The organism is Aeromonas sp. QDB25, from assembly GCF_027707725.1.
In the GTDB taxonomy this organism is placed as follows: domain Bacteria; phylum Pseudomonadota; class Gammaproteobacteria; order Enterobacterales; family Aeromonadaceae; genus Aeromonas; species Aeromonas caviae.
On the sequence record NZ_JAPCIZ010000017.1, the window covers coordinates 37,280 to 57,972 of the forward strand.

A 20,693-nucleotide genomic window follows, 5' to 3' on the forward strand; every position below is an offset into this window, starting at 1 on the left:
AGGGGGTTGGCCGTTAACCCGGAGAACTCGAATGCACTACCACCAGTACTACCCGGTCGATGTGATCAACGGCCCCGGCACCCGCGCCACCCTGTTCGTGTCGGGTTGCGAGCACCAGTGCCCCGGTTGCTACAACCAGAGCACCTGGCGGCTCGATGGGGGCAAGCCGTTCGATGAGGCGATGAGCGATCGCATCATTCACGATCTCAACGACAGCCGCATCAAGCGGCGCGGACTGTCGCTCTCCGGCGGCGATCCGCTCCACCCCGCCAACGTGCCGCATGTGCTGGCGCTGGTGAAGCGGGTGCGGGCCGAGTGCCCCGGCAAGGACATCTGGTGCTGGACCGGTTATCTGCTGGCCGATCTCAGCCCGGCCCAGCGGGAGCTGGTGGCCTTGCTGGACGTGCTGGTGGATGGCAGGTTCGAGAAGGCCCTGGCGGATCCCGGTCTGCTCTGGCGTGGCAGCCGCAATCAGATGGTTCACGACCTCAACGCCTGGCGGAAAGGAGGAGAGCGGATCCCCTGTCTGGTTTGCAGTTGAGGCTTTGGGTGTTTATGGTTAGGCCAACCCCAAGCGCTGTTTACACGAGGAATCCCGATGAACAATCTGCTCAAGATCCTGCTGGCCATCTTTCTCCCCCCGGTCTGCGCCTTTATCCAGGTAGGCTTCAGCCTCCATTTCCTCATCAACATAGTGCTGACCCTGCTGGGCGGTCTGCCCGGCATGGTCCATGCCCTCTGGCTGGTGGTAAGCGACAAGCGCGCCTGAGTCGTGAGAGATCACAAGGCCAGCCCTCCGGGGTTGGCTTTTTTTTGCCTGCCAGATGGGGGCTTCCAGGATGAGCCCCTTTGCCTGACACTGGCGCGTCGCTCATGGAGTCGAGCGATACAACGAAGAGGGAATGTCGAGTGCGAGTGAAAGGGTTGTTGCTGTGGGCCGCCCTGGCCCTGCTCGGGGGCTGTGCCAGCCCCACCGCCAAGCTGAATCAGCCTCCGGTGGATGTCACCTGGGAAACGCTGCCCGAATACTGGGTGCTGGTGGGGGATGCCATCAGGTTTAACCCGGTCGGGGGGCTGCCGGCGAAGAGGCCGGTCAAGGGGTATGTGACCCTTCGCTACCTCATCGATTCCAATGGCACGCTGTTCAGCCCAGAGGTACTGGAGTCCCAGCCCCCCGGCGTGCTGGATCTCATCGCCATCTCCGGGCTGGCGCAGCTGCGCTACCGGCCATCGGAGCAGAATCAGCAAGCCATTCCGGCTCGGGTTGTGGCCCGATTCGAAGTGGAAGTGAAATGACAAACACCCCGGCCAGGCCGCAATGCTGTTCACTTAAGAGAATTTGAGTTCCAGTCCACGTAGTATCAGGACAAAAAATCGAGGGAGGCATGATGCCTCCCTCTTTCTATTGCAAGCCCCGCTGGATAAAGGCTGGAGGAAGATCGACTGGACACAGCCTTGCCCCCTCAACTCAAATCTAATTTATGAATAATCAGTCAAAAAAGTGCTTATCTGAACAGCATTGCGGCCAGGCCGGGGTGTTTCGTGTGGGCGGTGTGCCATGACGGCGCGGATCACTGCTCCTTGCAGTCGTTGTAGCGGCTCTGCCACTCCCCGGCGTCATCACGCATCTCGACGAACCCCTCCTTGCCCTTGTTCCACCAGACCACCTCGTGATCGTCGGTATAGCGGGCGCCGGAGGCGGAAACCGCCTGAGGCAGGGTGTAATCCTTGCCATCGGGGAGGGAGAGCTTGACGAAGTTCAGGCTCTCGTCCGAGAGGGAGAAGTAGCGAACCTGCACTTTCTGGTTCTGTTCACACAGATAGGTGACGGGATCGCCGCCGGTCACTCCCAGCTTGCCGCTGCCCAGATCGCAGCCGCCGAGCAGGGTGATGGCGCCCGCCCCCAGTAGAAAGAGCTTGGCGTGTTTCATGTTTGATCCTCACAACGGTGTCATATGGCCTTGAGCCTAACAGGATGAGGCACAACTGCAACCTCATGGCAGGAGCCCTGCGTCGGGATGCGTCCGTCTCCCTCTGGTCCGTGGGGCAGGCAAAAAAACGCCCCGGCAGGCAAGCGGGGCGAAAGGGAGCCGTCCAATGGCTGCAGAAAAGGGTCAGTGGCCGAACCGTGTCGCCTCGAAGCGATTGAGCAGCCGGTGGATGAGGTAGCAGGCGAGCAGGGTGACCACGATGGTAAAGAGGATGCTGCTCACCCGATAGAGGGCGCTGAACACCAGGTCGTTGCCCGGGGTCAGGTACTGGCCGAACAGGATGCCGAGGGTGGTGAGGGCACCGAAGCCGACTCCGGACCCGCTCGCCTCCTTCACATGGGCATAGCTGAACAGCATGGCGCCGAGCCAGAGCACCGGGGTCACCAGCAGCAGCAAGCCGGACCAGTCATAGAGCACCAGCTGCCCCAGGATGCCGAAACTCACCCCCAGCAGGGTGCCCATGGCCCGCTTGCGGGCATAGTCCAGGGCGCCGTTCCAGTGCATGGGGAAGAGCAGCAGCAGGGTGGTGGCCTGGGCGGACATGGAGTCGCGCAGATCGAAGATCTGGAACACCAGGAACGAGAGGGTCGCGATGGACGCCCCCAGCAGGGCTTCGTGGCGCATCCGGTGCGGCGCCTTGGGGGAGGGGGCCGGCCTGGGGCGCTCCTCCACGTCCGGAATGAGGGCCGTCATCAGATAGGCGATGAGCACCGACAGGACGCTGGCCCAGAGGTTGCTGAAGATGAGGTCGTTCAGATCAATCCCGGGGTAGCTGGCAAAGTGCAGCATGATGCTGAGGCTGAGCACCCCGTTGGCACCGAACAGGAACAGGCTGCCCCGGGACATGGCGGCGAAACGGTAGAGGAAGAGCAAAAAGACCAGGGGGGTCATGAGCCCCGGGTGGCCGCCGAACAGGCCGCCGAGCAGCCCCACTTCCAGACCGCACATGGCGGCGGAGGCGATGAGCTGGCGGGCGGCGTGACCGTTCATCACCGGCACCAGGCCGAGCAGCAGCACCGGGGTGACGGTGAAGAAGACCCCGTTGCTCCAGCCGAAGATCTTGCACAGCACAAACCCCAGGGTACAGCCAAAGGCGATGCGCAGACACTGGCGCAGTTCGTTGGGGGTGAGGGGTCTGTGCCACAGGTTCATGGTCGTCATCTCAATAGATGTAGTGCAGCAGGCTGAGCAGACGGATCTGGCCGCGGGCCAGCAGCCCGGTCAGGGCGTTGTCCGGCAGCAGCTGCACCGTGGCGCGGGCCCCGGCCGGCAGGTGGGCGGGCAGTTGCTCCAGGGTCAGGTGCAGGCGCAGGCGCTGGGCATCCCGTACCCAGCGATCGGACTCGACAGGGTTCGCAAGCTGGCCGTTGGCGTCAAACTGGCCGGCGCTGACCCCGGCATCCAGGCTGGCGACGCGGGCAGGATAGAGGCGACCGGGCTCGCCGTCGAAGGCGACGAGGGCCTGACTGCCGGCGCTGACGTGGCGCAGGCTCTTCTCGCGAAAATCGGCGATCACGTCCACCTGCTCGGAGACCAGGGCCAGCAGAGGGGAACCCGCATTGGCCACGCTGCCAGGCTTGAGCTGCAAGTTGGTGATGATGCCGTCCTGGCTCGCATGAACCCGGCTGTAGGCGAGGTTGAGCTCGGCCTGGGCGAGGCGGTTGCGGGCCTGGCGCAGCAGCAGGTTGTCTTCCCCTGGCAAGCCGCGGTTGACGCGGGCCTGCTCTACCCGGGCCTGGCTGCCGAGCAGGTTGGCACGGGCGGTACGGGCGGCGCTGTCGGCGTCATCTTTCTGCTGTTCAGAGACCATGTGACGGCGGTAGAGGGCGTCGATGCGCGCCGCTTCCCGCTGTTTCTGGTCGGCCTGGGTGCGCAGCGAGCTGTACTCCGCCTCGTAGGCGGTCAGGGTCGCGTCCAGCTGGCGGTTCTGCTGCCTGGCCTGATCCAGGGCGAGCCTGGCCTGATCCACGGCGAGCTGGAAGGGTTCCGGGTCGAGGGCGAACAGCAGATCCCCCTGCTTGACGTGCTGGTTGTTGGCGACGGCGACTTCGACCACCTTGCCGCTGACCTGGGGGGCCATCCGGGTGACGACCCGGGTGGCCATGGCCTGGGGGGTCAGGGGCATCTTGATGTCGGCCAGCAGAAAGTAGCCAAACACCAGGACGAAGCAGATGATGGCCCACTTTATCCAGCGCTTGAATTGTTGATCCGGTGTCATCTTATTCTCTCTCTTCGTGCTGTGCGGCTATCTTGCCGAGGGCGTTGGCGGAGATGCGGTGCACAATGTCTTCAAACTGGGCCAGCTCCTGCTGGCTGATGCCGGTGAGCAGCTCCCGGCGCACGGCGATGATGCGGCCCTCGATCTGATCGAGCAGCGCCTTGCCCGCCGGGGTCAGGGTGACGATGCGGGCCCGCTTGTCCTGGCTGCAGCAATGGCGCTCGATCAGCCCCTGCTCCTCGAGCTGACCCAGGGTCCGCATCAGGGAGGGGAGCTCTATCTCCAGGGCCTCGGCCAGGGTCTTCTGGCTGAGGTGGCCGCCGAGGCGGCTGAGTTTCCACAGGGCGGTCCAGCGGGGATGGGTGAGCCCTAGAGGTGCCAGCTCGAGATCGGCCACGGTGCGCCAGAGCCGGTGCAATCGCCCCAGCTGCTCGGCGAGGGAGAGTTCTCGCAACATCTCCAGATCCTTTTTCATGACGGGCACCTCAATTACTTAGCTTGCGAAGCATTATATTTATTTCGCAGGCTAAGTAAATAGTGTGATACAGCTCACGTTCAGGTTTTTTGCCCGGGCCGTGGTGTTTAAGTTTTTATATGGCTTTGCGGGCCAGCTAACCGACAACGGCCGGGGGAGGCGCTAGAGTGGCCACCTTTGAGGTGCGCCAGGCTGGCCACTGACCCGGCCGGGGGACACCCTCACCCTGGGCTTTCCTGTCCGCTGCAAGGTTGAACGATGAAACTGCGCCACCAGCTAGTCACCCTCTCGCTTGGCTTGTCACTGCTGCTGATCCTGATCCTGGGCTGTCTGCTCGCCCTCTTCATGCGCCACCTGCTGGAGAACAACCTGAAGGAGAAGGGGAGCGATCTGGCCCGGGTGCTGGCGGCGGACAGCCGGGTGGTCCGGGCCCTGGAGAAGGGGAGCGATCCCGGGCTGCGGGATTATGTGCAGGGGATCTGCAGCCGCACCGACGCCGCCTACATGGTGGTGACCGACGAACATGCCAGGCGCCTGAGCCACCCCTCGCCCGAGCTGGTGGGCCAGACCTTCCGGGGGGAGGACATCTGGCCTGCACTCCAGTCGCGCGAGAGCTACTGCTCCCGGGACGTGGGCACCCTGGGTCCCGCCATCCGCTGCTTCGCTCCCGTAGTGGGGCCCGATGGCCAGGCCATCGGTGCAGTGGCGGTGGGTTATCTGATGCGCACCGTGGAGGGCACCTATCAGGAGCGGATCGCCCTGCTGGTCGGCGCCATCGCAGCGGTGCTGGGGTGCGGCCTGCTGCTGGCGCTCTGGGTGCAGCACCTGCTGCGCCGCACCCTGCTGGATCTGGAGCCGGAGACCATCGCCAATCGCTTCGCCCAGCAGGATCTGGTGCTGGAGGGGATCTCGGAGGGGATAGTGGCCCTGGACAACCAGCACAGGATCACCATGCTCAACAGCGCCGCCTTCTATCAGTTGCGACTGCCCGGCACCGGGCGCCACGCCCTGCTGGGCCGCTCCCTGGCGGAGCTGGCCCCCGGCCTCGTGCCCACGTTGCAGCAAGGGGGGGCGGTCAGGTTCACCGTGCAGGGGGATGACTTCGTCGGCCACTGGCAGGAGCTCAGCGGTCGCGAGCCGGGGCGCATGCTCATCTTCAGCCGGCCAGACGGCACCGGCAGCCTGGGCATGCAGGTGACCCACCTGCGCCAGTACGGCGAGATGCTGCGCATCCAGACCCATGAATTCGCCAACAAGCTCAGCAGCCTCTCCGGTCTGCTCCAGCTCGGCCACGTGGATCAGGCGGTAGACCTCATCCAGCAGGAGAACGAAGCCTGCCAGAACATGTTGCAGGATCTGCTGCGGGTCATCGAGAACAAGCCGGTGGCCGGGCTCATCCTCGGCAAGTTCAGCCGGGCGCGGGAGCTGGGGGTGGAGCTGGTGCTGGATGCGGGGTCGGCCCTCGGGGAGTATCCGGCCGAGGTGTCGGCGGATCTCATCACCTGCATCGGCAACCTGCTGGACAACGGCATTCGCGCCGCCTGGGGGAACCGCGAGCACGCCGCGCCCAGGGTGCTGCTCTCCCTCGATGATCTGGGGCGGCGGCTGGTGATCGAGGTGGAGGACAGTGGCGAGGGGGTGGACGAGGCGCTGGCGGATCACCTGTTCGACTACGGTGTCAGCCGCCAGACCGGGGATCACGGGGTCGGCCTCTTCCTGGTCAAGAAGACGGTGGCCAGGCGGGGGGGCGTGATAGAATGGCGTCGCACCGCCGAGCAGACGACCCTGTTTGGTATCTATTTGAATAAAAACCAATTGGTGTAAGTCATGAAGCCAATTTTCACGCTGATTATCGAGGATGACGAGCGGATAGGCGCCATGTTGGGGGAGCTGGTCTCCTCCACGGCCGGGTTCTCCCTGATGGGGCGGGCCGGCACCCTGGCCGAGGCGGATCGCCTGATGGCGGGGAGCGAGCCCCGCTTGCTGATGGTCGACATCTCCCTGCCCGATGGCTCGGGCCTGGAGTGGGTGAGCCGGCTGCGCAGCTACAACCGGGAGGTGATGGTGATGATGGTGACCGCCTCCTGCGACGTGGAGACCATACAGCAGGCCCTCAACCTGGGCGTGCAGGACTACGTCATCAAGCCGCTGCGGCTGTTTCGCATCCAGCAGAGCCTGGAGGAGATCCTGGTCCTGCATCGCCGCCTGTGCGAGCCGGGGGAGCTGGCCCAGAGCGACCTGGACCGCCTGATGGGCAAGGCGCGCAACCAGGGTCGGGAGGCGCGGGAGACCCCCAAGGGGATCGACGCCATCACCCTGCGACAGGTGCTGGATCTGCTGGCGGGGGAGCCGGACAACACCTTCTCCACCGACACCGTGGCCCTGCGCCTCTCCCTGAGTCGCACCACGGCCCGCCGCTACCTGGAGTTTCTGGAGTCAGAAGATCGGCTGGACGTGGAGCTCAACTACGGCCAGCGTGGCCGCCCGGAGCGGCGCTACCACTGGCGCCGGGAGTCGTGACCCCGCCGCGGGCACAACGCCGAAGAGGCCGCGCACACCATGCTGCGCAGGCCGCGCAGATAAAAGGGAGCCTTTGAGCTCCCTTTTGTTTTGCCCCGATGCGACCCGGCCCTTCTATCTGGGATCGCCCGAGAAGGGGTGCAGGGCGGTGCGGGCGCGCTCGAACAGGGCGATGAGATGATCCGCCACGGCTCTCACCCGCCGGGAGTGGGCGAGATCGCTGTGGAGCACCAGCCAGATGGGCTGATCCACTCCGAGCTCCGGCAGCAGGCAGACCAGATCCGTCTGGCGGGCCAGGTAGTGGGGCAGCACCGCGAGCCCCAGACCGGCCTGGGCGGCGGCGAGCTGGGCCGCCAGGGTGCTGGTCTCCACCCGGCAGGGGCGGCCGCGCAGCATGCGGGTCATCCATCTGGCGGCGGGCAGGTGGCTCTGGGTTTCGTTCCATCCGATGAAGTCATCCTGATCGAAGCTGGCGGCATCCAGCCCGGGGCTGCGGGCATCCAGGTAGGCGCCGGTCCCGTAGAGGCCAAAGCCCAGGGTGCCCAGGCGCCGCAGGGTGAGGTGGCCGGCATCGGGCTTGACCATGCGCACCGCGAGATCGGCATCGCGCCGGTGCAGGTTCACCGTCTGCACCCCGGTGACCAGCTCCACCCTCAGCTCGGGGTGCTGGGCAAAGAGCGTCGGCAGGGAGGGGATGATGAGGGGATTGGCCAGGTTCTCGGCAGTGGCGAGGCGCACGGTGCCGGCCACCTGTCCCTGCAACTGCCCCGCCTCGCCAAAGGCCAGTCCCGCATGTTCCAGCGCCTCGGCTCGCTCAAGCAGGGCCTCCCCGTCGTCGGTCAGGCGATAGCCCTGCTGGTGGCGGCTGAACAGGGGGAGGCCGAGGGCCGCCTCCAGCCTGTCCAGGCGCCGGGAGACGGTGGCCACCCCCATGCGAAGGGCGTGGGCGGCACCGCTCAGGGTGCCGCTGCGGGCGATGGCCAGGAAGACGCGGGCGTCGTCCCAGAGCAGGGGATCGTGCATAGTGTTTCCATAATCGGAAAATGGGTTGCCAGTTATCTCTATATCTCATTAATTTTCGGAAGACCATACTCCCCTGCAACTTGTCAGGGAGAAAATGCGATGCAACGACGAACACTGGGAGCCAACCTGCAGGTCTCTGCCCTGGTGCTGGGCTGCATGGGGATGAGCGAATTCTACGGGCCGCGGGACGATGAGATGTCCTTGCGAGTGCTGGCGGAGGCGGTGGAGCGGGGCATCGACCTGCTCGACACCGCCGACATGTACGGCCCCCACCACAACGAGGCGCTGATCGGGCGTTTTCTCGCGACCCGGCGGGGGCAGGTGAAGGTCGCCACCAAGTTTGGCATCGTGCGCCAGCACGGGGAGTACAGGCGTACCCTCGACAACAGCGCCCGCTATGCGCGCCAGAGCTGCGAGGGCTCCCTGCGCCGCCTCGGCATCGAGCAGATCGATCTCTACTATGTGCACCGCCTCGATCCGGCCCATCCCGTCGATGAGACCATGGCCGGGCTGGCGCAGCTGGTACAGGAGGGCAAGATAGCCCGCATCGGTCTGTGCGAGGTGAGCGAGGCCACCCTGAGGCGCGCCCATGCCGTGCACCCGGTGGCGGCGGTGCAGACCGAATACTCCCTCTGGACCCGGGAGGTGGAGGCGGCGGTGCTGCCCGTCTGCCGGGAGCTGGGGATTGGTCTGGTGGCCTACTCCCCCCTGGGGCGCGGGTTTCTGACCGGGCGTTACCAGCAGGAGGCGGTGTTCGAGGAAGGGGATTTTCGGGCCAGTCTGCCGCGCTTTCAGGGGGAGAACCTCGCCACCAACCGCACCCTGGTGCAGGCGGTCATGGCCCTGACCCGGCAGAAGGGGTGCACGGCGGCGCAGATAGCCCTGGCCTGGCTGCTGGCGCAATGGGAGGGGATAGTGCCCATCCCCGGCACCCGGCGCCTGACCCACCTTGAGGATAACCTCGGCGCCCTCTCGGTGCGCCTCTCCCCAGCGGAGCTCGGGGCCCTGGGCCAGGCCATCCGGACCCTGCCGGTGGCGGGGGAGCGCTATACTGCCGAGGGGATGAAGGGGGTGAACGCATGAGCGGCTCGCACACGGATCGCCATGAACGGGCGTTCGCGCTGCTGGCCCGGCTCGATCCCCAGGCACCCACGCGAGTCGCCGCCAGCCTGGATGCCCTGCCACCGGAACTTGCCGAGCTGGTGCTGGGGTTTGCCTTTGCCGATGTGCTCGCCCGTCCCGGCATCGATCTCTGCACCCGCGAGATACTCACGGTGGCGACCCTGATGGGAATGGGCACGGCGCCCGGACAGCTCGAGTTCCATATCCGGGCCGCCCTCAATGTGGGGGTCAGCCGGGAGACCATCATCGAGATCCTGCTCCAGGTCGCCGTCTATGCCGGAGTGCCCGCCTGCATGAATGGCATCCGTGCGGCCCGCAGCGCCTTCGCCGCCCATGACAAGGGGCGGGGGGGCAGGGATTAAGGTGGAGACGTCACCCTGGCGAAAAGGTCAGGTGTGCCCTGACGAGGGCAGCAAGAAGGGAGCCGAGGCTCCCTTCTTTCATGGTGCTGGCCGGCTCAAGCCCCTTCTGGCAGAGGACGGCGTACCCTCGGCTTGAGCTGGGAGAGCATGACCCCGGTCAGGATGAGGCCGCCCCCCAGCAGGTGATAGCCGTGAATGGGCTCCCCCAGGGTGATGACGGCGATGAGGGCCGTGCACAGGGGCATCAGGTTCATGAAGACCGAGGTGCGCTCCGCCCCCAGGGTGGCGAGGCCGCGCATCCAGCAGTAGGCGGCGAAGATGGAGGAGGCGAGGCTGGCGAACAGCACCATGCTCCAGCCCTGGGCGGGAATGGCCAGGGAGTCGGCAGAGAGGGCCACCGGGATGAGCAGCAGCACCGCCAGCAGGATCTGCAGGTAGAGGTTGAGCCAGGGGCCGAACGGCAGTTGCCAGCGGCGGATCAGCAGGCCATAGAGGGCATAGCTGGCCGCCCCCAGCAGCATCATGCCGTCGCCGGGGTTGATGCCGCTGTGCAGCAGTGCCAGGGGGTTGCCCTGACCCAGCAGCCAGAGCACCCCGAACAGGGAGAGGCTCATGCCGAGCAGCGCCTGCTTGCCCGGCTTCTGGCCAAAGCAGCAGGCCCCGATGAGCAGGGTGAGCAGGGGCAGCAGGGAGCCGATGACCCCCATGTTGGTGGCCGAGGTGCTGTGGGCGGCGTAGTAGGCGAGGCACTGGTAGAGCACCATGCCGAGCAGGGAGAGCACCAGCAGCTTGCCGAGCCAGGGGCGGATGTCGGCCCGGCGGCGCCAGAGCTGCGGCAGGCAGAAGGGGGAGAGCGCGAGGGCGGCGATCACCCAGCGATAGAAGGAGATGGCGGCGGGATCCAGCACGCCGGCGGCGGCCTTGGAGACCACGGTATTGGCGGCCCAGATCAGGATGGCGAGCAGGGGGAAGAGAAAAGGCATAGGCACTCCTTGGTACGATGGGGAGAGTCTAGCCTTGTCTTGAACGAGGTAAGTAGCGTAAATAAGACATGTCATAACCGCTTTGGGACAATCTGCATGGGCACCCTCACCCTGGCCGAGCAGGATCGCCTGCTGGCCGACCCCGACCCCCTCTACTTTCGCTACAGCCAGATCCAGGGGGGCAACGCCTGCGCCGAGCACGCCCACCCCTGGGGTCAGCTCAGCCTCATCAGCCTGGGGGTCATGGTGGTGGAGGTGGGGGGAGAGCGGCTGGTGGCGCCCCCGGACTACCTCATCTGGGTGCCGGCGGACCTTCCCCACACCGCCTTCAACGAGCAGACCCTGGATTACACCTCCATCTACGTGAGCCACGCCCTGGCCCCGCGCCTGCCACGGGAACCCCAGCTGCTGGCGCTCACCCCCTTGCTGCGGGCCCTGCTGGAGGACTTCACCCAGCGCCGGGTCGGGCACATGGAGGATGAGTGGGATGCCCGTCAAGGTGAACTCTTCATCGAGAAGCTGGCCCGCACCCGTTGCCAGCCGAGCTACCTGCCCCAGAGCCGGGATCGCCTGCTGGCCCCCTTGCTGGCGGCATTGCAGGCGGCGCCGGAGGACAACCGCACGCTGGTGGAGTGGGCCAGGGCGCTGCACACCACGGAGCGCACCCTGGCGCGGCGCTGCCAGAAGGAGCTTGGCATGAGCCTCGGCCAGTGGCGCACCCGGCTGCGGCTGGTGAAGGCGCTGGACTGGCTGCGGGGCGAGATGCCGGTGCAGGAGATCGCCTGGCGCCTCGGTTACGCTTCCACCTCGGCTTTCATCGCCATGTTCCAGCGCGAACAGGGCTGCGCCCCCCAGCGCTATCGCCAGCAACTGGGCCAACCCGTGGCCTGAACCGCATGAAAAAGGGCGCCCGCAGGCGCCCTTGTGGATCATGGGATGGGCTTAGAAGAAGCCGAGGGGGTTGATGTCGTGGCTCACCAGCAGGTTCTTGGTGTTCTGGTAGTGGTCCAGCATCATCTTGTGGGTCTCTCGACCGATCCCCGACTTCTTGTAGCCGCCAAAGGCCGCGTGGGCCGGGTAGGCGTGGTAGCAGTTGACCCAGACCCGGCCGGCCTGGATGCCGCGCCCCATGCGCCAGGCCAGGTTGCTGTCCCGGGTCCACAGGCCCGCCCCGAGCCCGTACTGGGTGTCGTTGGCAATGGCCAGGGCATCCGCCTCGTCCTTGAAGGTGGTGACCCCGAGCGCCGGCCCGAAGATCTCCTCCTGGAACACCCGCATCTTGTTCAGGCCCGAGAAGATGGTGGGCTGGATGTAGAAGCCCCCCTCCAGCCCGCTCACCTTGGCCGGGCCGCCGCCCAGCAGCATCTTGGCCCCTTCGCCGCGGCCGATTTCCATGTAGCTCAGGATCTTGTCGAACTGCTCGCGGGACGCCTGGGCCCCCACCTGGGTCGTGGTGTCGAGGGGGTTGCCCTGCACTATGGTGCGGGCGCGGGCCAGCACCCGGTCCATGAAGTCGTCATAGATGCTGGCCTGCACCAGGGCGCGGGAGGGGCAGGTACATACCTCTCCCTGGTTGAAGAAGGTCATCAGCATCCCTTCCACCGCCTTGTCGATGTAGCTGCTCTCGTGCTGCATCACGTCGGCGAAGTAGATGTTGGGGGACTTGCCACCGAGCTCCACGGTGGAAGGGATCAGCTTGTCGGCGGCGCAGCGCAGGATATGGGCGCCCACCTCGGTGGAGCCGGTAAACGCCAGCTTCTGGATCCGGTTGCTGGTGGCGAGCGCCTGGCCCGCCTCGGCGCCGAAGCCGTTGACCACGTTGACCACGCCAGGGGGCAGGATGTCCTTGATGAGATCCATCATCAGCATGATGGTGACCGGGGTCTGCTCGGCGGGCTTGAGCACGCTGCAGCAGCCGGCCGCCAGTACCGGGGCCAGCTTCCAGGCGGCCATCAGCAGGGGGAAGTTCCACGGGATGATCTGGCCGACCACGCCGATGGGCTCCTTGAAGTGGTAGCTGACGGTGTTCTGGTCCAGCTCGGCGGCGGAGCCCTCCTGGGCGCGGATGCAGCCGGCAAAGTAGCGGAAGTGATCCACCACCAGGGGCAGGTCGGCGGCCAGGGTCTCGCGCACCGCCTTGCCGTTCTCCCAGGTCTCGGCGACGGCAAGCCGCTCAATGTTCTGTTCGATGCGATCGGCGATGCGCAGCAGCAGGTTGCTGCGCTCGGTGACGCTGGTCTTGCTCCAGCTGGCGAACGCCTTGTGGGCCGCGTCCAGGGCGAGCTCGATGTCGGCGGCGTCGGAGCGGGCCACCTCGCAGAACACCCGGCCATCCACCGGCGAGATGTTCTCGAAATAGCGGCCGGCGCGCGGCGCCACCCAGTCGCCACCGATGAAGTTGTCATAACGGGATTTGAAGCTGACCAGGGCACCTGCCTGACCGGGAGCGGTATAAATCATCTCATCATCCTTATGTGTGTGGTCCTGACCGGCCTGGCGGGCAGTCCGGTTGCTTCCTGTCATCGCAAGGGGCGTGCCAGCGGGCGGCGCTCTACACAAAAAGGTTGCAAAAACGTTATAAAACGGGGTGCCAAGGGGTATCTTGGTTAACCAGTGCCCCCCAGAGCGGCCCCCGAACTGTGCCGTTTCTGAACATCGGGTGTGACACTGTGCCGTTTGTGAACAGGAGACGTGATGAAGGCGCTCCCTCAAGGCGGCCCTATTCGCGAGTGTGTAGAAGGAGGTGTGATGAGCGAGTTGCCTCAATCCGGTGCCAGCCCAATCCAGCGCTCCTGGGAGCGCTGCCTGCATCAGGGGCTGAGCCGCCAGCAGAGCGCCGAGCTGGACTTGCTGCCCCAGGGGGAGCTGTCGGCTCGCCAGGAGCAGCACAGGACGCTCATCGCCTGCTTCCAGCGCTTCGTGCTGCCGCTCTTTGGCCAGTTGCTGGCAGGCAGACCCTGTCGTCTGCTGCTGTGTGACGGCGAGGGGGCCATCCTCGCGGTGAGCGGAGACGACCGGTTTGCCCGCCATGCCGAGCGCATTTTTTTGCGCAGCGGCGCCCGCTGGGGGGAGGCGAGCAAGGGCACCAACGCCATCGGCACCGCGCTGGCCGAGCAGAGCGAGGTGCAGGTGCTGGGGGCGCAGCACTTCTTCGCCCAGCACAGCTTTCTCAGTTGCAGCGCCTGCCCCCTGCTCGGGCCGGACGGGCAACTGCTCGGCGTGCTCGACATCTCCACCGATGCGGCCCACCACGGCGGCGACATGCTGGGCACCGTGCGCCTCCTGGCCATGACCCTGGAAAACGCCCTGCTGGCCCGCCAGCCGGGCTGGCTGGTGGATCTCGATCCCCAGAGCCTCTGGTCTGCCCGCCTGCTGCTGGGGGAGGGGGGCGAGCTGCTCGGGGCCAACCGGGCCGGTCGGCTCTGGCTCGGCCAGCACCCCTTCGACGGTCAGCAGTTGCTGCGCGAGCGCCGCGGCCTGCGGCTGGTGCCGGAGGCGGGGGAGCGCGCCGCCAGGCTCCCCCTGCCGAGCGCGGTTGAGGAGGGGGGATCGCAGGCGCAGCAGGTGCCGCTCAAGATGCTGGAGCGGGGCATCTCATTGCTCATCGAGGGGGAGACCGGCAGCGGCAAGGAGCACCTGGTGCGCACCCTGCACGCCAGTTCGAGCCGTCGGGAGCGGCCTCTGGTGTGCGTCAACTGCGGCGCCCTGCCGGCGGAGCTGGTGGAGGCCGAGCTGTTCGGCTACGTGGGGGGGGCCTTCAGCGGTGCCCGCAGCCAGGGCAGCCAGGGCTATCTGCGCGCCGCCCACGGCGGCATCCTGATGCTGGATGAAATTGGCGAGCTGCCGCTCCAGGCCCAGACCCGGCTGCTGCGGGTGTTGCAGGAGCGCGTCGTCACCCCGGTAGGCAGCCACAGACCCGAGGCGGTGGATTTCTGGCTGGTCAGCGCCAGCCATCGGGATCTGGCGGCCATGGTGGCGGCCGGCACCTTTCGCGAAGATCTCTACTACCGCATCTGCGGCTGGCGCCAGCAACTGGCACCCCTGCGGGCCTGGTCGGTGCCCGAGCGTCAGGGGTTGATCCTGAACCTGCTCGCCCAGATGGACCCGGCGCTACAACTGAGCCGGGAGGCGGAGCAGCGGCTGCTGGCTCACCCTCTGCCCGGCAACGTGCGCCAGCTCAAACAGGCGCTGGAGGTGGCCTGTGTACTGGCAGAGGGGCAGGGCTGGATTGAACCTGCCCATCTGCATCTGCCCGCCGTGGAAGGGGGAGCGAGCTCACCTTTGGGAGGGAGTACCCTGCGCGAGCAGAGTCGGCAGCGGGTGCAACAGACCCTGGCAGAGTGCGGCGGCAACGTGAGCGAGGCGGCGCGCCGTCTTGGCATCAGTCGCACCACCCTCTATCGGGCGCTGCGGGAGGAGGGGTGAAGGGTGTCGCGCCGTCCAGCGCTTGTGTAGACTGCGAAGGCAAGGACGTTTTTTCGTTATGTTTCCATCGCAGGGAGTGCGCAATGACCCATCTCACCACCGACGAGGCCCCCCGCCTCTCTCCCGGCTGCTGGCCGATGCCGCTTGCGCCCCATGGGGCCCGTGCCGGTTAGTCGGCACCCGTCTGCGCCCGGTGCGGCGCGTGTAATAACCTTGGATCTGGATCAGCGCGGTTCGGCGCTTCAAGGTGTAGGGTAAAAGCCCTTTTTCAGGTGTGATGCCGATGATCCCTTCCTATTCCCGCATGACGACGCTGTTGTTCTGGTGCCTGCTGGCGGCGAGCCTGCTGGCCATGGTGTTATTCGAATTCGGACCCGAGCGGCGGCTCGACATCCTGAGCCAGGCCGGTTTGTCCGTGCGTGCCCAGGATGACAGGGCCCACAAGGGCTCCTCCGTCGCCACCCTGAGTCAGGGGGGCGACAGACCCGCCATCCAGTGCACCCTGCGAAGCCAATATGCCTATCCTTTCTGCGAGCTGGTTCTGACCCTGACCGATCCCGAGCAGGGGCTGGATCTCTCCGGCTTCACCGGGGTGCGGGTGAGGCTGGATGTAGAAGGGCAGGGGGTACAGGCCTGGCGCCTTTATCTGCGCAACTACGATCCCGTCTACTCGACGCGGGAAGACGAGAGTTCCCACAAGTTCAACGAAGTGCTCTTCACCGCCAGGGATTTTGGTCGTGAGCAGGATGTCCCCCTGAATGTCTTTGCCCCCAGCTCCTGGTGGGTGCAGCAGTACGACATTCCGCTGGTCCAGCAGGGGCCGGATCTGCACCATGTTTACGCCATCGAGATCGCCTCCGATGACAAGATGTTGCCGGGGGAGCACCGGTTGCGGCTCGAGCGGCTGGAGTTCTATGGCCGCTGGTGCAAGCCGGGGGACTTCTATCGCTATCTGCTGCTGGGGTGGCTTGTCTACGGCGTGCTGCTCTTCCTGGTCCAGAACCTGATGTTCGGGGATCGGCTGCGCAAGGCCAGGGAGGCGCGCCTCGCGGCTGAAGCCCTGAGTGCGAGCCTGTGCGAGCAGAACCGGCGCACCGAGGAGGAGGCCCGTTACGATCCCCTGACCGGGGCCCTCAATCGGCTCGGCGGCGAAAAGCTGCTCGGGGAGCTCGGCGAGATGCCGCTCTCCTTCATCTACATCGACATCGATCACTTCAAGGGGGTCAACGACGGTCACGGCCACCCGGTGGGGGACGAGGTGCTCAAGCACATGGTGAGCGAGCTGCTGCGCCATTGCGACAGCCTGTGCCGACTGGTGCGCTGGGGCGGGGAGGAGTTCGTGCTGGTCTGCCTCCATTACGACGAGGGACGGGCCGCCGCCCTGGCGGAGCGGCTGAGAGGGGCGCTGGAGGGGTACAGGCACTGGCCGCTGGGGCTCGGGATCACCGCCTCCTTCGGGGTGGCCGAGCGGCGCAAGGATAGCCTGGAGCAGGCGCTCAAGCGGGCCGACGAGGCGCTCTATCAGGCCAAGCAGAATGGTCGCAACCGGGTGGAGGTGGCACCCGACTGAACCGGCGCTGGAGCCCATGGCCGGGCGGGGCTATCATGCGCCCCATCATCCATCCGAGGAGAGATGCCATGGCACAACACATTGGCGCCCTGACGCTGCTGGTGGCGGATTACGACGAGGCCATCACCTTCTTCACCCGGGGAGTGGGCTTCGAGCTATTGGAAGACACCCCCCTCGACGAGCCGGGCAAACCGGGCAAACGCTGGGTGCGGATCGCACCCAAGGGGGCTCCCGGCTCCGCCCTGCTGCTGGCCCGCGCGGCCAACGAGGAGCAGCGCGCCGCCATCGGTCGCCAGGGGGGCGGTCGGGTCTTCCTGTTCCTCGAGACCGACGACTTCTGGGGCGATTACGAGCGGATGCAGGCCTATGGCGTTCATTTTTGTGAACAGCCGCGCCTCGAGGCTTACGGCACCGTGGTGGTGTTCGAGGACATCAGTGGCAATCGCTGGGACCTGCTGCAACTCGCTGCTGCCAACTGAATCTGAAAACGTTTATCATCCCGCCCGTCATAAAGTCATAAAAGTGTCACAGAAAGTTCTAATAATTGGCGCACCCATCTTCACAGAGGAGAGAGAAGGGATATGGCTAAGCGAATTCTGGTGGTCGAGGACGAGGCACCGATCCGCGAAATGCTCTGCTTCGTGCTTGAGCAGAAGGGATATGAAACAGTAGAAGCAGAAGATTACGCCGATGGACTGGCAAAGGTGCGCGAACCCTACCCCGAACTCATCGTGCTGGACTGGATGATGCCAGGTGGCAGCGGTATCCAGTTCCTCAAGCAGCTCAAGCAGGATGAGATGACTCGCCAGATCCCGGTGGTGATGCTGACCGCCCGGGGCGAGGAAGAGGACAAGGTGCGCGGGCTCGAGGCCGGTGCCGACGACTACATCACCAAACCCTTCTCCCCCAAGGAGCTCACCGCCCGCCTGCACGCCGTGATGCGCCGCGTCTCTCCCACCTCGGTGGACGAGGTGATCGAGGTGCAGGGGCTAAAGCTGGATCCCGTTTCCCACCGGGTCAGTGCCGAGGAGAAGGCCCTCGACATGGGGCCGACCGAATTCAAGCTGCTGCACTTCTTCATGACCCACCCCGAGCGGGTCTACAGCCGCGAACAGTTGCTCAACAACGTCTGGGGTACCAACGTGTATGTCGAGGACAGGACGGTGGACGTGCACATTCGCCGCCTGCGCAAGGCCATCGAAGAGACGGGGCACGACAGATTGATCCAGACGGTGCGCGGGGCCGGCTACCGCTTCTCGACCCGTCTCTAGGTCAGGGCCAGTGCCGCCAGCACCTGCCGGCGGGCATTGGACCCGGCTCTTTGCTGTCTCTAGGAGATCTTAATGTTGCAACCTTACGCCTGGCGGCGACAGTTGTGGCGAATGGCGTTCTTCTACAGCCCCTTCGTCTTGGTAGGTTGGTTAATCGATCATCTCGTTCTCTGCCTGCTGGTGGCCACTGTGCTGCACCTGGTCTGGCACTACCGCTTCCAGAAGCGGCTGTCGGACTGGCTGTGGCACGATCGCAGCCTAGTGCCGCCCCACGGCAGCGGCAGCTGGGAGCACATCTTCAACGGCATCTACAAGTTGCAGCAGCGTCACCGGGCCCGGCGCCGGGAGCTGGCAGGCCTCATCCGCCGCTTTCGGGAAGGGGCGGAGGCGCTGCCCGATGCGGCCGTGGTGTTTCGCACCGACGGCAGCATCCTCTGGTGCAATCGGCTGGCGGAGCAACTGCTCGGCTTTCGCTGGCCCGAGGATGCCGGCCAGCACATCGGCAATCTGATCCGTCACCCCGCCTTCGTCGCCTATCTGGGCAAGGGGCAGTATGACGAGCCGTTCGAGATGCACTCCCCCATCAACGAGGAGAAGTTCCTCGAATTTCGCATCATGCCCTATGCGGAGGACCAGGCCATGCTGGTGGTGCGGGACGTGACCCGGCTGCGCAGCCTGGAGAAGACGCGCAAGCACTTCGTCTCCAACGTCTCTCACGAGCTGCGCACCCCCCTCACCGTGCTCAAGGGGTATCTGGAGATGACCGAGGAGCCGCCGCCCCCCGCCATGTGGGCCAAGGCGCACAAGGTGATGATGGAGCAGACGATCCGCATGGACAATCTGGTTAACCAGCTGCTCACCCTGTCTCGCATCGAGGCGGCGCCCACCGTGGATCTCTCCCATCTGGTGGACATGCCCGCCATGTTGGGGCTGCTGGAGCAGGAGGCGCGGGCGCTCTCCGGCGAGCGGGCCCACGAGATCGTCTTCATGGTCCAGCCCAATCTGCTGGTGCGCGGGGATCAGGATCAACTGCGCAGCGCCGTCTCCAACCTGGTCTACAACGCCATCCACTACACCCCGGCGGGGCGCAAGATCACCGTGGAGTGGCGCAAGCAGGGGAGCATGGCGCTGTTTGCGGTGCAGGATGAGGGGGAGGGGATCCCCCCCGAGCATCTGGCGCGGCTCACCGAGCGGTTCTATCGGGTCGACAAGGCCCGCTCGCGCCACACCGGAGGGTCCGGGCTCGGCCTTGCCATCGTCAAGCATGCCCTGAGTCATCACGATGCCCATCTCGATATCGAGAGCCGGGTCGGTGCGGGCAGCCGCTTCAGCTTTCTCATTCCCGCCCGCATGGTGCTGGTGAAATAATATTTTGTGTCAATGTGTTAGCAACGAGAGAAGGGCTGCATCGCAGCCCTTTTTTCATCCGGGCCACTCTCGGCCCATGTCATCAAAGTGTCATATAAATTCCATAAATTTGTCACTGCCAGGCCAGATACTGGCGCCGTCTTAAAGAACGGACCTTCTGTAACACTGGAGAAGGAGTGGTGCTGGCCCACGGATCATTGCGATCGGGTGTCAACCACGTTTAGACGTCAACCTGACGATTGCCTTCTGCAACCTTGGACTTGGAGAGATTGGATGAAACTCAACAAACTGGCTGGTGTCATCGGATTCACCGCAGCAACCCTGTTTTCTGTCAGCGCTCTGGCTGCCGGTGTGGATAAAGACCTGCCGGAATACACACCGACCAGCGGCATCTCGGGCAACCTGTCCTCTGTCGGCTCGGACACCCTGGCCAACATGATGACCCTGTGGGCCGAAGAATTTAAGCGCATGTATCCCAACGTCAACGTGCAGATCCAGGCCGCCGGTTCTTCCACCGCACCGACTGCCCTGACCGAGGGCGTCGCCCAGTTTGGCCCCATGAGCCGCGCCATGAAGGCCGGTGAAGAGGAGGCATTCGAGAAGCGCTACGGCTACAAGCCGACCGCCATCCGCGTCGCCGTCGATGCCCTGGCCGTGTTCGTCAACAAGGACAACCCCATCAAGGGGCTGACCATGTCGCAGATCGACGCCATCTTCTCCAGCACCCTCAAGTGCGGCGAAGCCAAGGCGGCCACCAAGTGGTCTGATCTGGGTCTGGACGGCAGCTGGTCCGGCAAGGATCTGCAACTGTTCGGTCGCAACTCCGTGTCCGGTACCTACGGTTACTTCAAGGAACACGCCCTGTGCAACGGTGACTTCAAGAGCGGCGTGAACGAGCAGCCGGGCTCCGCCTCCGTGGTACAGTCCGTCTCCTCCTCCCTGAACGGCATCGGCTACTCCGGTATCGGCTACGTCACCTCCGGCGTGCGCGCCGTTCCGCTCTCCAAGGATGGCAAGACCTTTATCGAGGCGAACTCCGACAACGCCATCACCGGCAAGTACCCGCTGTCGCGCTTCCTGTACGTCTACGTGAACAAGCATCCGAACAAGCCGCTCTCCCCGATGGAGCAGGAGTTTGTGAAGATGATGCTCTCCAAGGCGGGCCAGACCATCGTTGCCAAGGACGGCTATGTGCCGGTCCCGGCCAAGGTGGTTCAGGCCGACCTGAAGAAGCTGGGCATCATGTAACAGAACGAGCCCTTGCAGAAAAACGAGCCCCATGCGGGCTCGTTTTCATTGGTGCGCCCCAGGATCTTTTTGGTCGCAGGGCGCAGCGCCCGGCTTGCGCCGGGCGGCGGCATTTCC

The 20,693-nt window shown here is 65.2% G+C and carries 21 protein-coding genes; 14 read left to right on the top strand and 7 right to left on the bottom strand.

Annotated elements, in window-relative coordinates:
- The first annotated feature begins 31 nt into the window (after positions 1-31).
- The 3 genes from nrdG (at position 32) to PG883_RS08220 (ending at position 1,296) form a co-directional block, all read left to right on the top strand.
- On the top strand, positions 32-541 hold the full coding sequence (nrdG, locus tag PG883_RS08210) for an anaerobic ribonucleoside-triphosphate reductase-activating protein (RefSeq protein ID WP_052815464.1): 510 nt from the start codon (positions 32-34) through the stop codon (positions 539-541).
- Between the two features lie 57 nt (positions 542-598).
- Positions 599-769, top strand: a complete 171-nt coding sequence (locus tag PG883_RS08215; protein WP_010673454.1) for a YqaE/Pmp3 family membrane protein — start codon at positions 599-601, stop codon at positions 767-769.
- Between the two features lie 146 nt (positions 770-915).
- Positions 916-1,296 carry an energy transducer TonB gene (locus PG883_RS08220; protein WP_223920298.1) on the top strand — a complete coding sequence of 127 codons (381 nt, stop codon included), beginning with the start codon at positions 916-918 and terminating at the stop codon, positions 1,294-1,296.
- A 275-nt stretch (positions 1,297-1,571) separates the two neighbouring features.
- Here the strand turns inward: PG883_RS08220 and PG883_RS08225 are convergent, their stop codons facing one another.
- From PG883_RS08225 to slyA, 4 genes are all read right to left on the bottom strand, one after another.
- Complete coding sequence (locus PG883_RS08225) at positions 1,572-1,931, bottom strand: MliC family protein (protein WP_010673456.1); 360 nt, start codon at positions 1,929-1,931, stop codon at positions 1,572-1,574.
- Positions 1,932-2,114: 183 nt separating this feature from the next.
- Positions 2,115-3,143, bottom strand: coding sequence for a DUF2955 domain-containing protein (locus tag PG883_RS08230; protein WP_052815465.1), 1,029 nt, complete (start codon positions 3,141-3,143; stop codon positions 2,115-2,117).
- Between the two features lie 10 nt (positions 3,144-3,153).
- Complete coding sequence (locus PG883_RS08235; RefSeq protein WP_201872218.1) at positions 3,154-4,209, bottom strand: HlyD family secretion protein; 1,056 nt, start codon at positions 4,207-4,209, stop codon at positions 3,154-3,156.
- Position 4,210: 1 nt separating this feature from the next.
- Complete coding sequence (slyA, locus tag PG883_RS08240) at positions 4,211-4,684, bottom strand: transcriptional regulator SlyA (protein ID WP_010673459.1); 474 nt, start codon at positions 4,682-4,684, stop codon at positions 4,211-4,213.
- A 258-nt stretch (positions 4,685-4,942) separates the two neighbouring features.
- Between slyA and PG883_RS08245 the strand changes: the two genes are divergently transcribed.
- A complete protein-coding gene (locus PG883_RS08245) occupies positions 4,943-6,508 on the top strand; it encodes an ATP-binding protein (protein ID WP_010673460.1) in 1,566 nt (521 codons plus the stop codon).
- A gap of 3 nt (positions 6,509-6,511) precedes the next feature.
- Positions 6,512-7,204 carry a response regulator gene (locus PG883_RS08250; RefSeq protein WP_010673461.1) on the top strand — a complete coding sequence of 231 codons (693 nt, stop codon included), beginning with the start codon at positions 6,512-6,514 and terminating at the stop codon, positions 7,202-7,204.
- A 114-nt stretch (positions 7,205-7,318) separates the two neighbouring features.
- On the opposite strand, the gene PG883_RS08255 is transcribed toward PG883_RS08250, so the two are convergent.
- Positions 7,319-8,227: a LysR family transcriptional regulator gene (locus tag PG883_RS08255; protein ID WP_069785606.1), complete on the bottom strand. Its 909-nt coding sequence runs from the start codon at positions 8,225-8,227 to the stop codon at positions 7,319-7,321.
- Between the two features lie 99 nt (positions 8,228-8,326).
- On the opposite strand from PG883_RS08255, the gene PG883_RS08260 reads away from it, so the two are divergent.
- The gene (locus PG883_RS08260; RefSeq protein WP_161470780.1) at positions 8,327-9,310 is read left to right on the top strand and encodes an aldo/keto reductase; all 984 of its coding nucleotides are present in this window, start codon (positions 8,327-8,329) and stop codon (positions 9,308-9,310) included.
- Complete coding sequence (locus tag PG883_RS08265) at positions 9,307-9,711, top strand: carboxymuconolactone decarboxylase family protein (protein WP_161470781.1); 405 nt, start codon at positions 9,307-9,309, stop codon at positions 9,709-9,711. The genes PG883_RS08260 and PG883_RS08265 overlap by 4 nt, the downstream gene beginning before the upstream one ends.
- Before the next feature lie 95 nt (positions 9,712-9,806).
- Here the strand turns inward: PG883_RS08265 and PG883_RS08270 are convergent, their stop codons facing one another.
- The gene (locus tag PG883_RS08270) at positions 9,807-10,694 is read right to left on the bottom strand and encodes a DMT family transporter (protein WP_161470782.1); all 888 of its coding nucleotides are present in this window, start codon (positions 10,692-10,694) and stop codon (positions 9,807-9,809) included.
- A 96-nt stretch (positions 10,695-10,790) separates the two neighbouring features.
- Between PG883_RS08270 and PG883_RS08275 the strand changes: the two genes are divergently transcribed.
- A complete protein-coding gene (locus PG883_RS08275; RefSeq protein WP_103244450.1) occupies positions 10,791-11,585 on the top strand; it encodes an AraC family transcriptional regulator in 795 nt (264 codons plus the stop codon).
- A gap of 51 nt (positions 11,586-11,636) precedes the next feature.
- Here the strand turns inward: PG883_RS08275 and exaC are convergent, their stop codons facing one another.
- On the bottom strand, positions 11,637-13,154 hold the full coding sequence (gene exaC / locus PG883_RS08280; RefSeq protein ID WP_041213364.1) for an acetaldehyde dehydrogenase ExaC: 1,518 nt from the start codon (positions 13,152-13,154) through the stop codon (positions 11,637-11,639).
- A 288-nt stretch (positions 13,155-13,442) separates the two neighbouring features.
- Here exaC and PG883_RS08285 point away from each other — a divergent pair, with 288 nt between their 5' ends.
- The 6 genes from PG883_RS08285 (at position 13,443) to PG883_RS08310 (ending at position 20,576) form a co-directional block, all read left to right on the top strand.
- The gene (locus tag PG883_RS08285; protein WP_128272612.1) at positions 13,443-15,119 is read left to right on the top strand and encodes a sigma-54-dependent Fis family transcriptional regulator; all 1,677 of its coding nucleotides are present in this window, start codon (positions 13,443-13,445) and stop codon (positions 15,117-15,119) included.
- 283 nt (positions 15,120-15,402) lie between these two features.
- Positions 15,403-16,689: a GGDEF domain-containing protein gene (locus tag PG883_RS08290; RefSeq protein WP_053288159.1), complete on the top strand. Its 1,287-nt coding sequence runs from the start codon at positions 15,403-15,405 to the stop codon at positions 16,687-16,689.
- A gap of 68 nt (positions 16,690-16,757) precedes the next feature.
- The gene (locus PG883_RS08295) at positions 16,758-17,168 is read left to right on the top strand and encodes a VOC family protein (RefSeq protein WP_164882912.1); all 411 of its coding nucleotides are present in this window, start codon (positions 16,758-16,760) and stop codon (positions 17,166-17,168) included.
- Positions 17,169-17,270: 102 nt separating this feature from the next.
- Complete coding sequence (gene phoB, locus PG883_RS08300; protein WP_010673471.1) at positions 17,271-17,960, top strand: phosphate regulon transcriptional regulator PhoB; 690 nt, start codon at positions 17,271-17,273, stop codon at positions 17,958-17,960.
- A 72-nt stretch (positions 17,961-18,032) separates the two neighbouring features.
- Entirely contained in the window at positions 18,033-19,328 is a 1,296-nt protein-coding gene (phoR, locus tag PG883_RS08305) for a phosphate regulon sensor histidine kinase PhoR (RefSeq protein WP_042014623.1), read from the top strand.
- Between the two features lie 273 nt (positions 19,329-19,601).
- Positions 19,602-20,576, top strand: coding sequence for a PstS family phosphate ABC transporter substrate-binding protein (locus PG883_RS08310; protein ID WP_010673473.1), 975 nt, complete (start codon positions 19,602-19,604; stop codon positions 20,574-20,576).
- Positions 20,577-20,693: the final 117 nt, after the last annotated feature.

What these genes read in the sequence shown, in the direction of transcription:
- nrdG (WP_052815464.1), top strand. Translation starts at nt 32, where the DNA reads ATGCACTACCACCAGTACTACCCGGTCGATGTGATCAACGGCCCCGGC.
- PG883_RS08215 (WP_010673454.1), top strand. Translation starts at nt 599, where the DNA reads ATGAACAATCTGCTCAAGATCCTGCTGGCCATCTTTCTCCCCCCGGTC.
- PG883_RS08225 (WP_010673456.1), bottom strand. Translation starts at nt 1,931, where the DNA reads ATGAAACACGCCAAGCTCTTTCTACTGGGGGCGGGCGCCATCACCCTG.
- PG883_RS08230 (WP_052815465.1), bottom strand. Translation starts at nt 3,143, where the DNA reads ATGAACCTGTGGCACAGACCCCTCACCCCCAACGAACTGCGCCAGTGT.
- PG883_RS08235 (WP_201872218.1), bottom strand. Translation starts at nt 4,209, where the DNA reads ATGACACCGGATCAACAATTCAAGCGCTGGATAAAGTGGGCCATCATC.
- slyA (WP_010673459.1), bottom strand. Translation starts at nt 4,684, where the DNA reads ATGAAAAAGGATCTGGAGATGTTGCGAGAACTCTCCCTCGCCGAGCAG.
- PG883_RS08245 (WP_010673460.1), top strand. Translation starts at nt 4,943, where the DNA reads ATGAAACTGCGCCACCAGCTAGTCACCCTCTCGCTTGGCTTGTCACTG.
- PG883_RS08250 (WP_010673461.1), top strand. Translation starts at nt 6,512, where the DNA reads ATGAAGCCAATTTTCACGCTGATTATCGAGGATGACGAGCGGATAGGC.
- PG883_RS08255 (WP_069785606.1), bottom strand. Translation starts at nt 8,227, where the DNA reads ATGCACGATCCCCTGCTCTGGGACGACGCCCGCGTCTTCCTGGCCATC.
- PG883_RS08260 (WP_161470780.1), top strand. Translation starts at nt 8,327, where the DNA reads ATGCAACGACGAACACTGGGAGCCAACCTGCAGGTCTCTGCCCTGGTG.
- PG883_RS08265 (WP_161470781.1), top strand. Translation starts at nt 9,307, where the DNA reads ATGAGCGGCTCGCACACGGATCGCCATGAACGGGCGTTCGCGCTGCTG.
- PG883_RS08270 (WP_161470782.1), bottom strand. Translation starts at nt 10,694, where the DNA reads ATGCCTTTTCTCTTCCCCCTGCTCGCCATCCTGATCTGGGCCGCCAAT.
- PG883_RS08275 (WP_103244450.1), top strand. Translation starts at nt 10,791, where the DNA reads ATGGGCACCCTCACCCTGGCCGAGCAGGATCGCCTGCTGGCCGACCCC.
- exaC (WP_041213364.1), bottom strand. Translation starts at nt 13,154, where the DNA reads ATGATTTATACCGCTCCCGGTCAGGCAGGTGCCCTGGTCAGCTTCAAA.
- PG883_RS08285 (WP_128272612.1), top strand. Translation starts at nt 13,443, where the DNA reads ATGAGCGAGTTGCCTCAATCCGGTGCCAGCCCAATCCAGCGCTCCTGG.
- PG883_RS08290 (WP_053288159.1), top strand. Translation starts at nt 15,403, where the DNA reads ATGATCCCTTCCTATTCCCGCATGACGACGCTGTTGTTCTGGTGCCTG.
- PG883_RS08295 (WP_164882912.1), top strand. Translation starts at nt 16,758, where the DNA reads ATGGCACAACACATTGGCGCCCTGACGCTGCTGGTGGCGGATTACGAC.
- phoB (WP_010673471.1), top strand. Translation starts at nt 17,271, where the DNA reads ATGGCTAAGCGAATTCTGGTGGTCGAGGACGAGGCACCGATCCGCGAA.
- phoR (WP_042014623.1), top strand. Translation starts at nt 18,033, where the DNA reads ATGTTGCAACCTTACGCCTGGCGGCGACAGTTGTGGCGAATGGCGTTC.
- PG883_RS08310 (WP_010673473.1), top strand. Translation starts at nt 19,602, where the DNA reads ATGAAACTCAACAAACTGGCTGGTGTCATCGGATTCACCGCAGCAACC.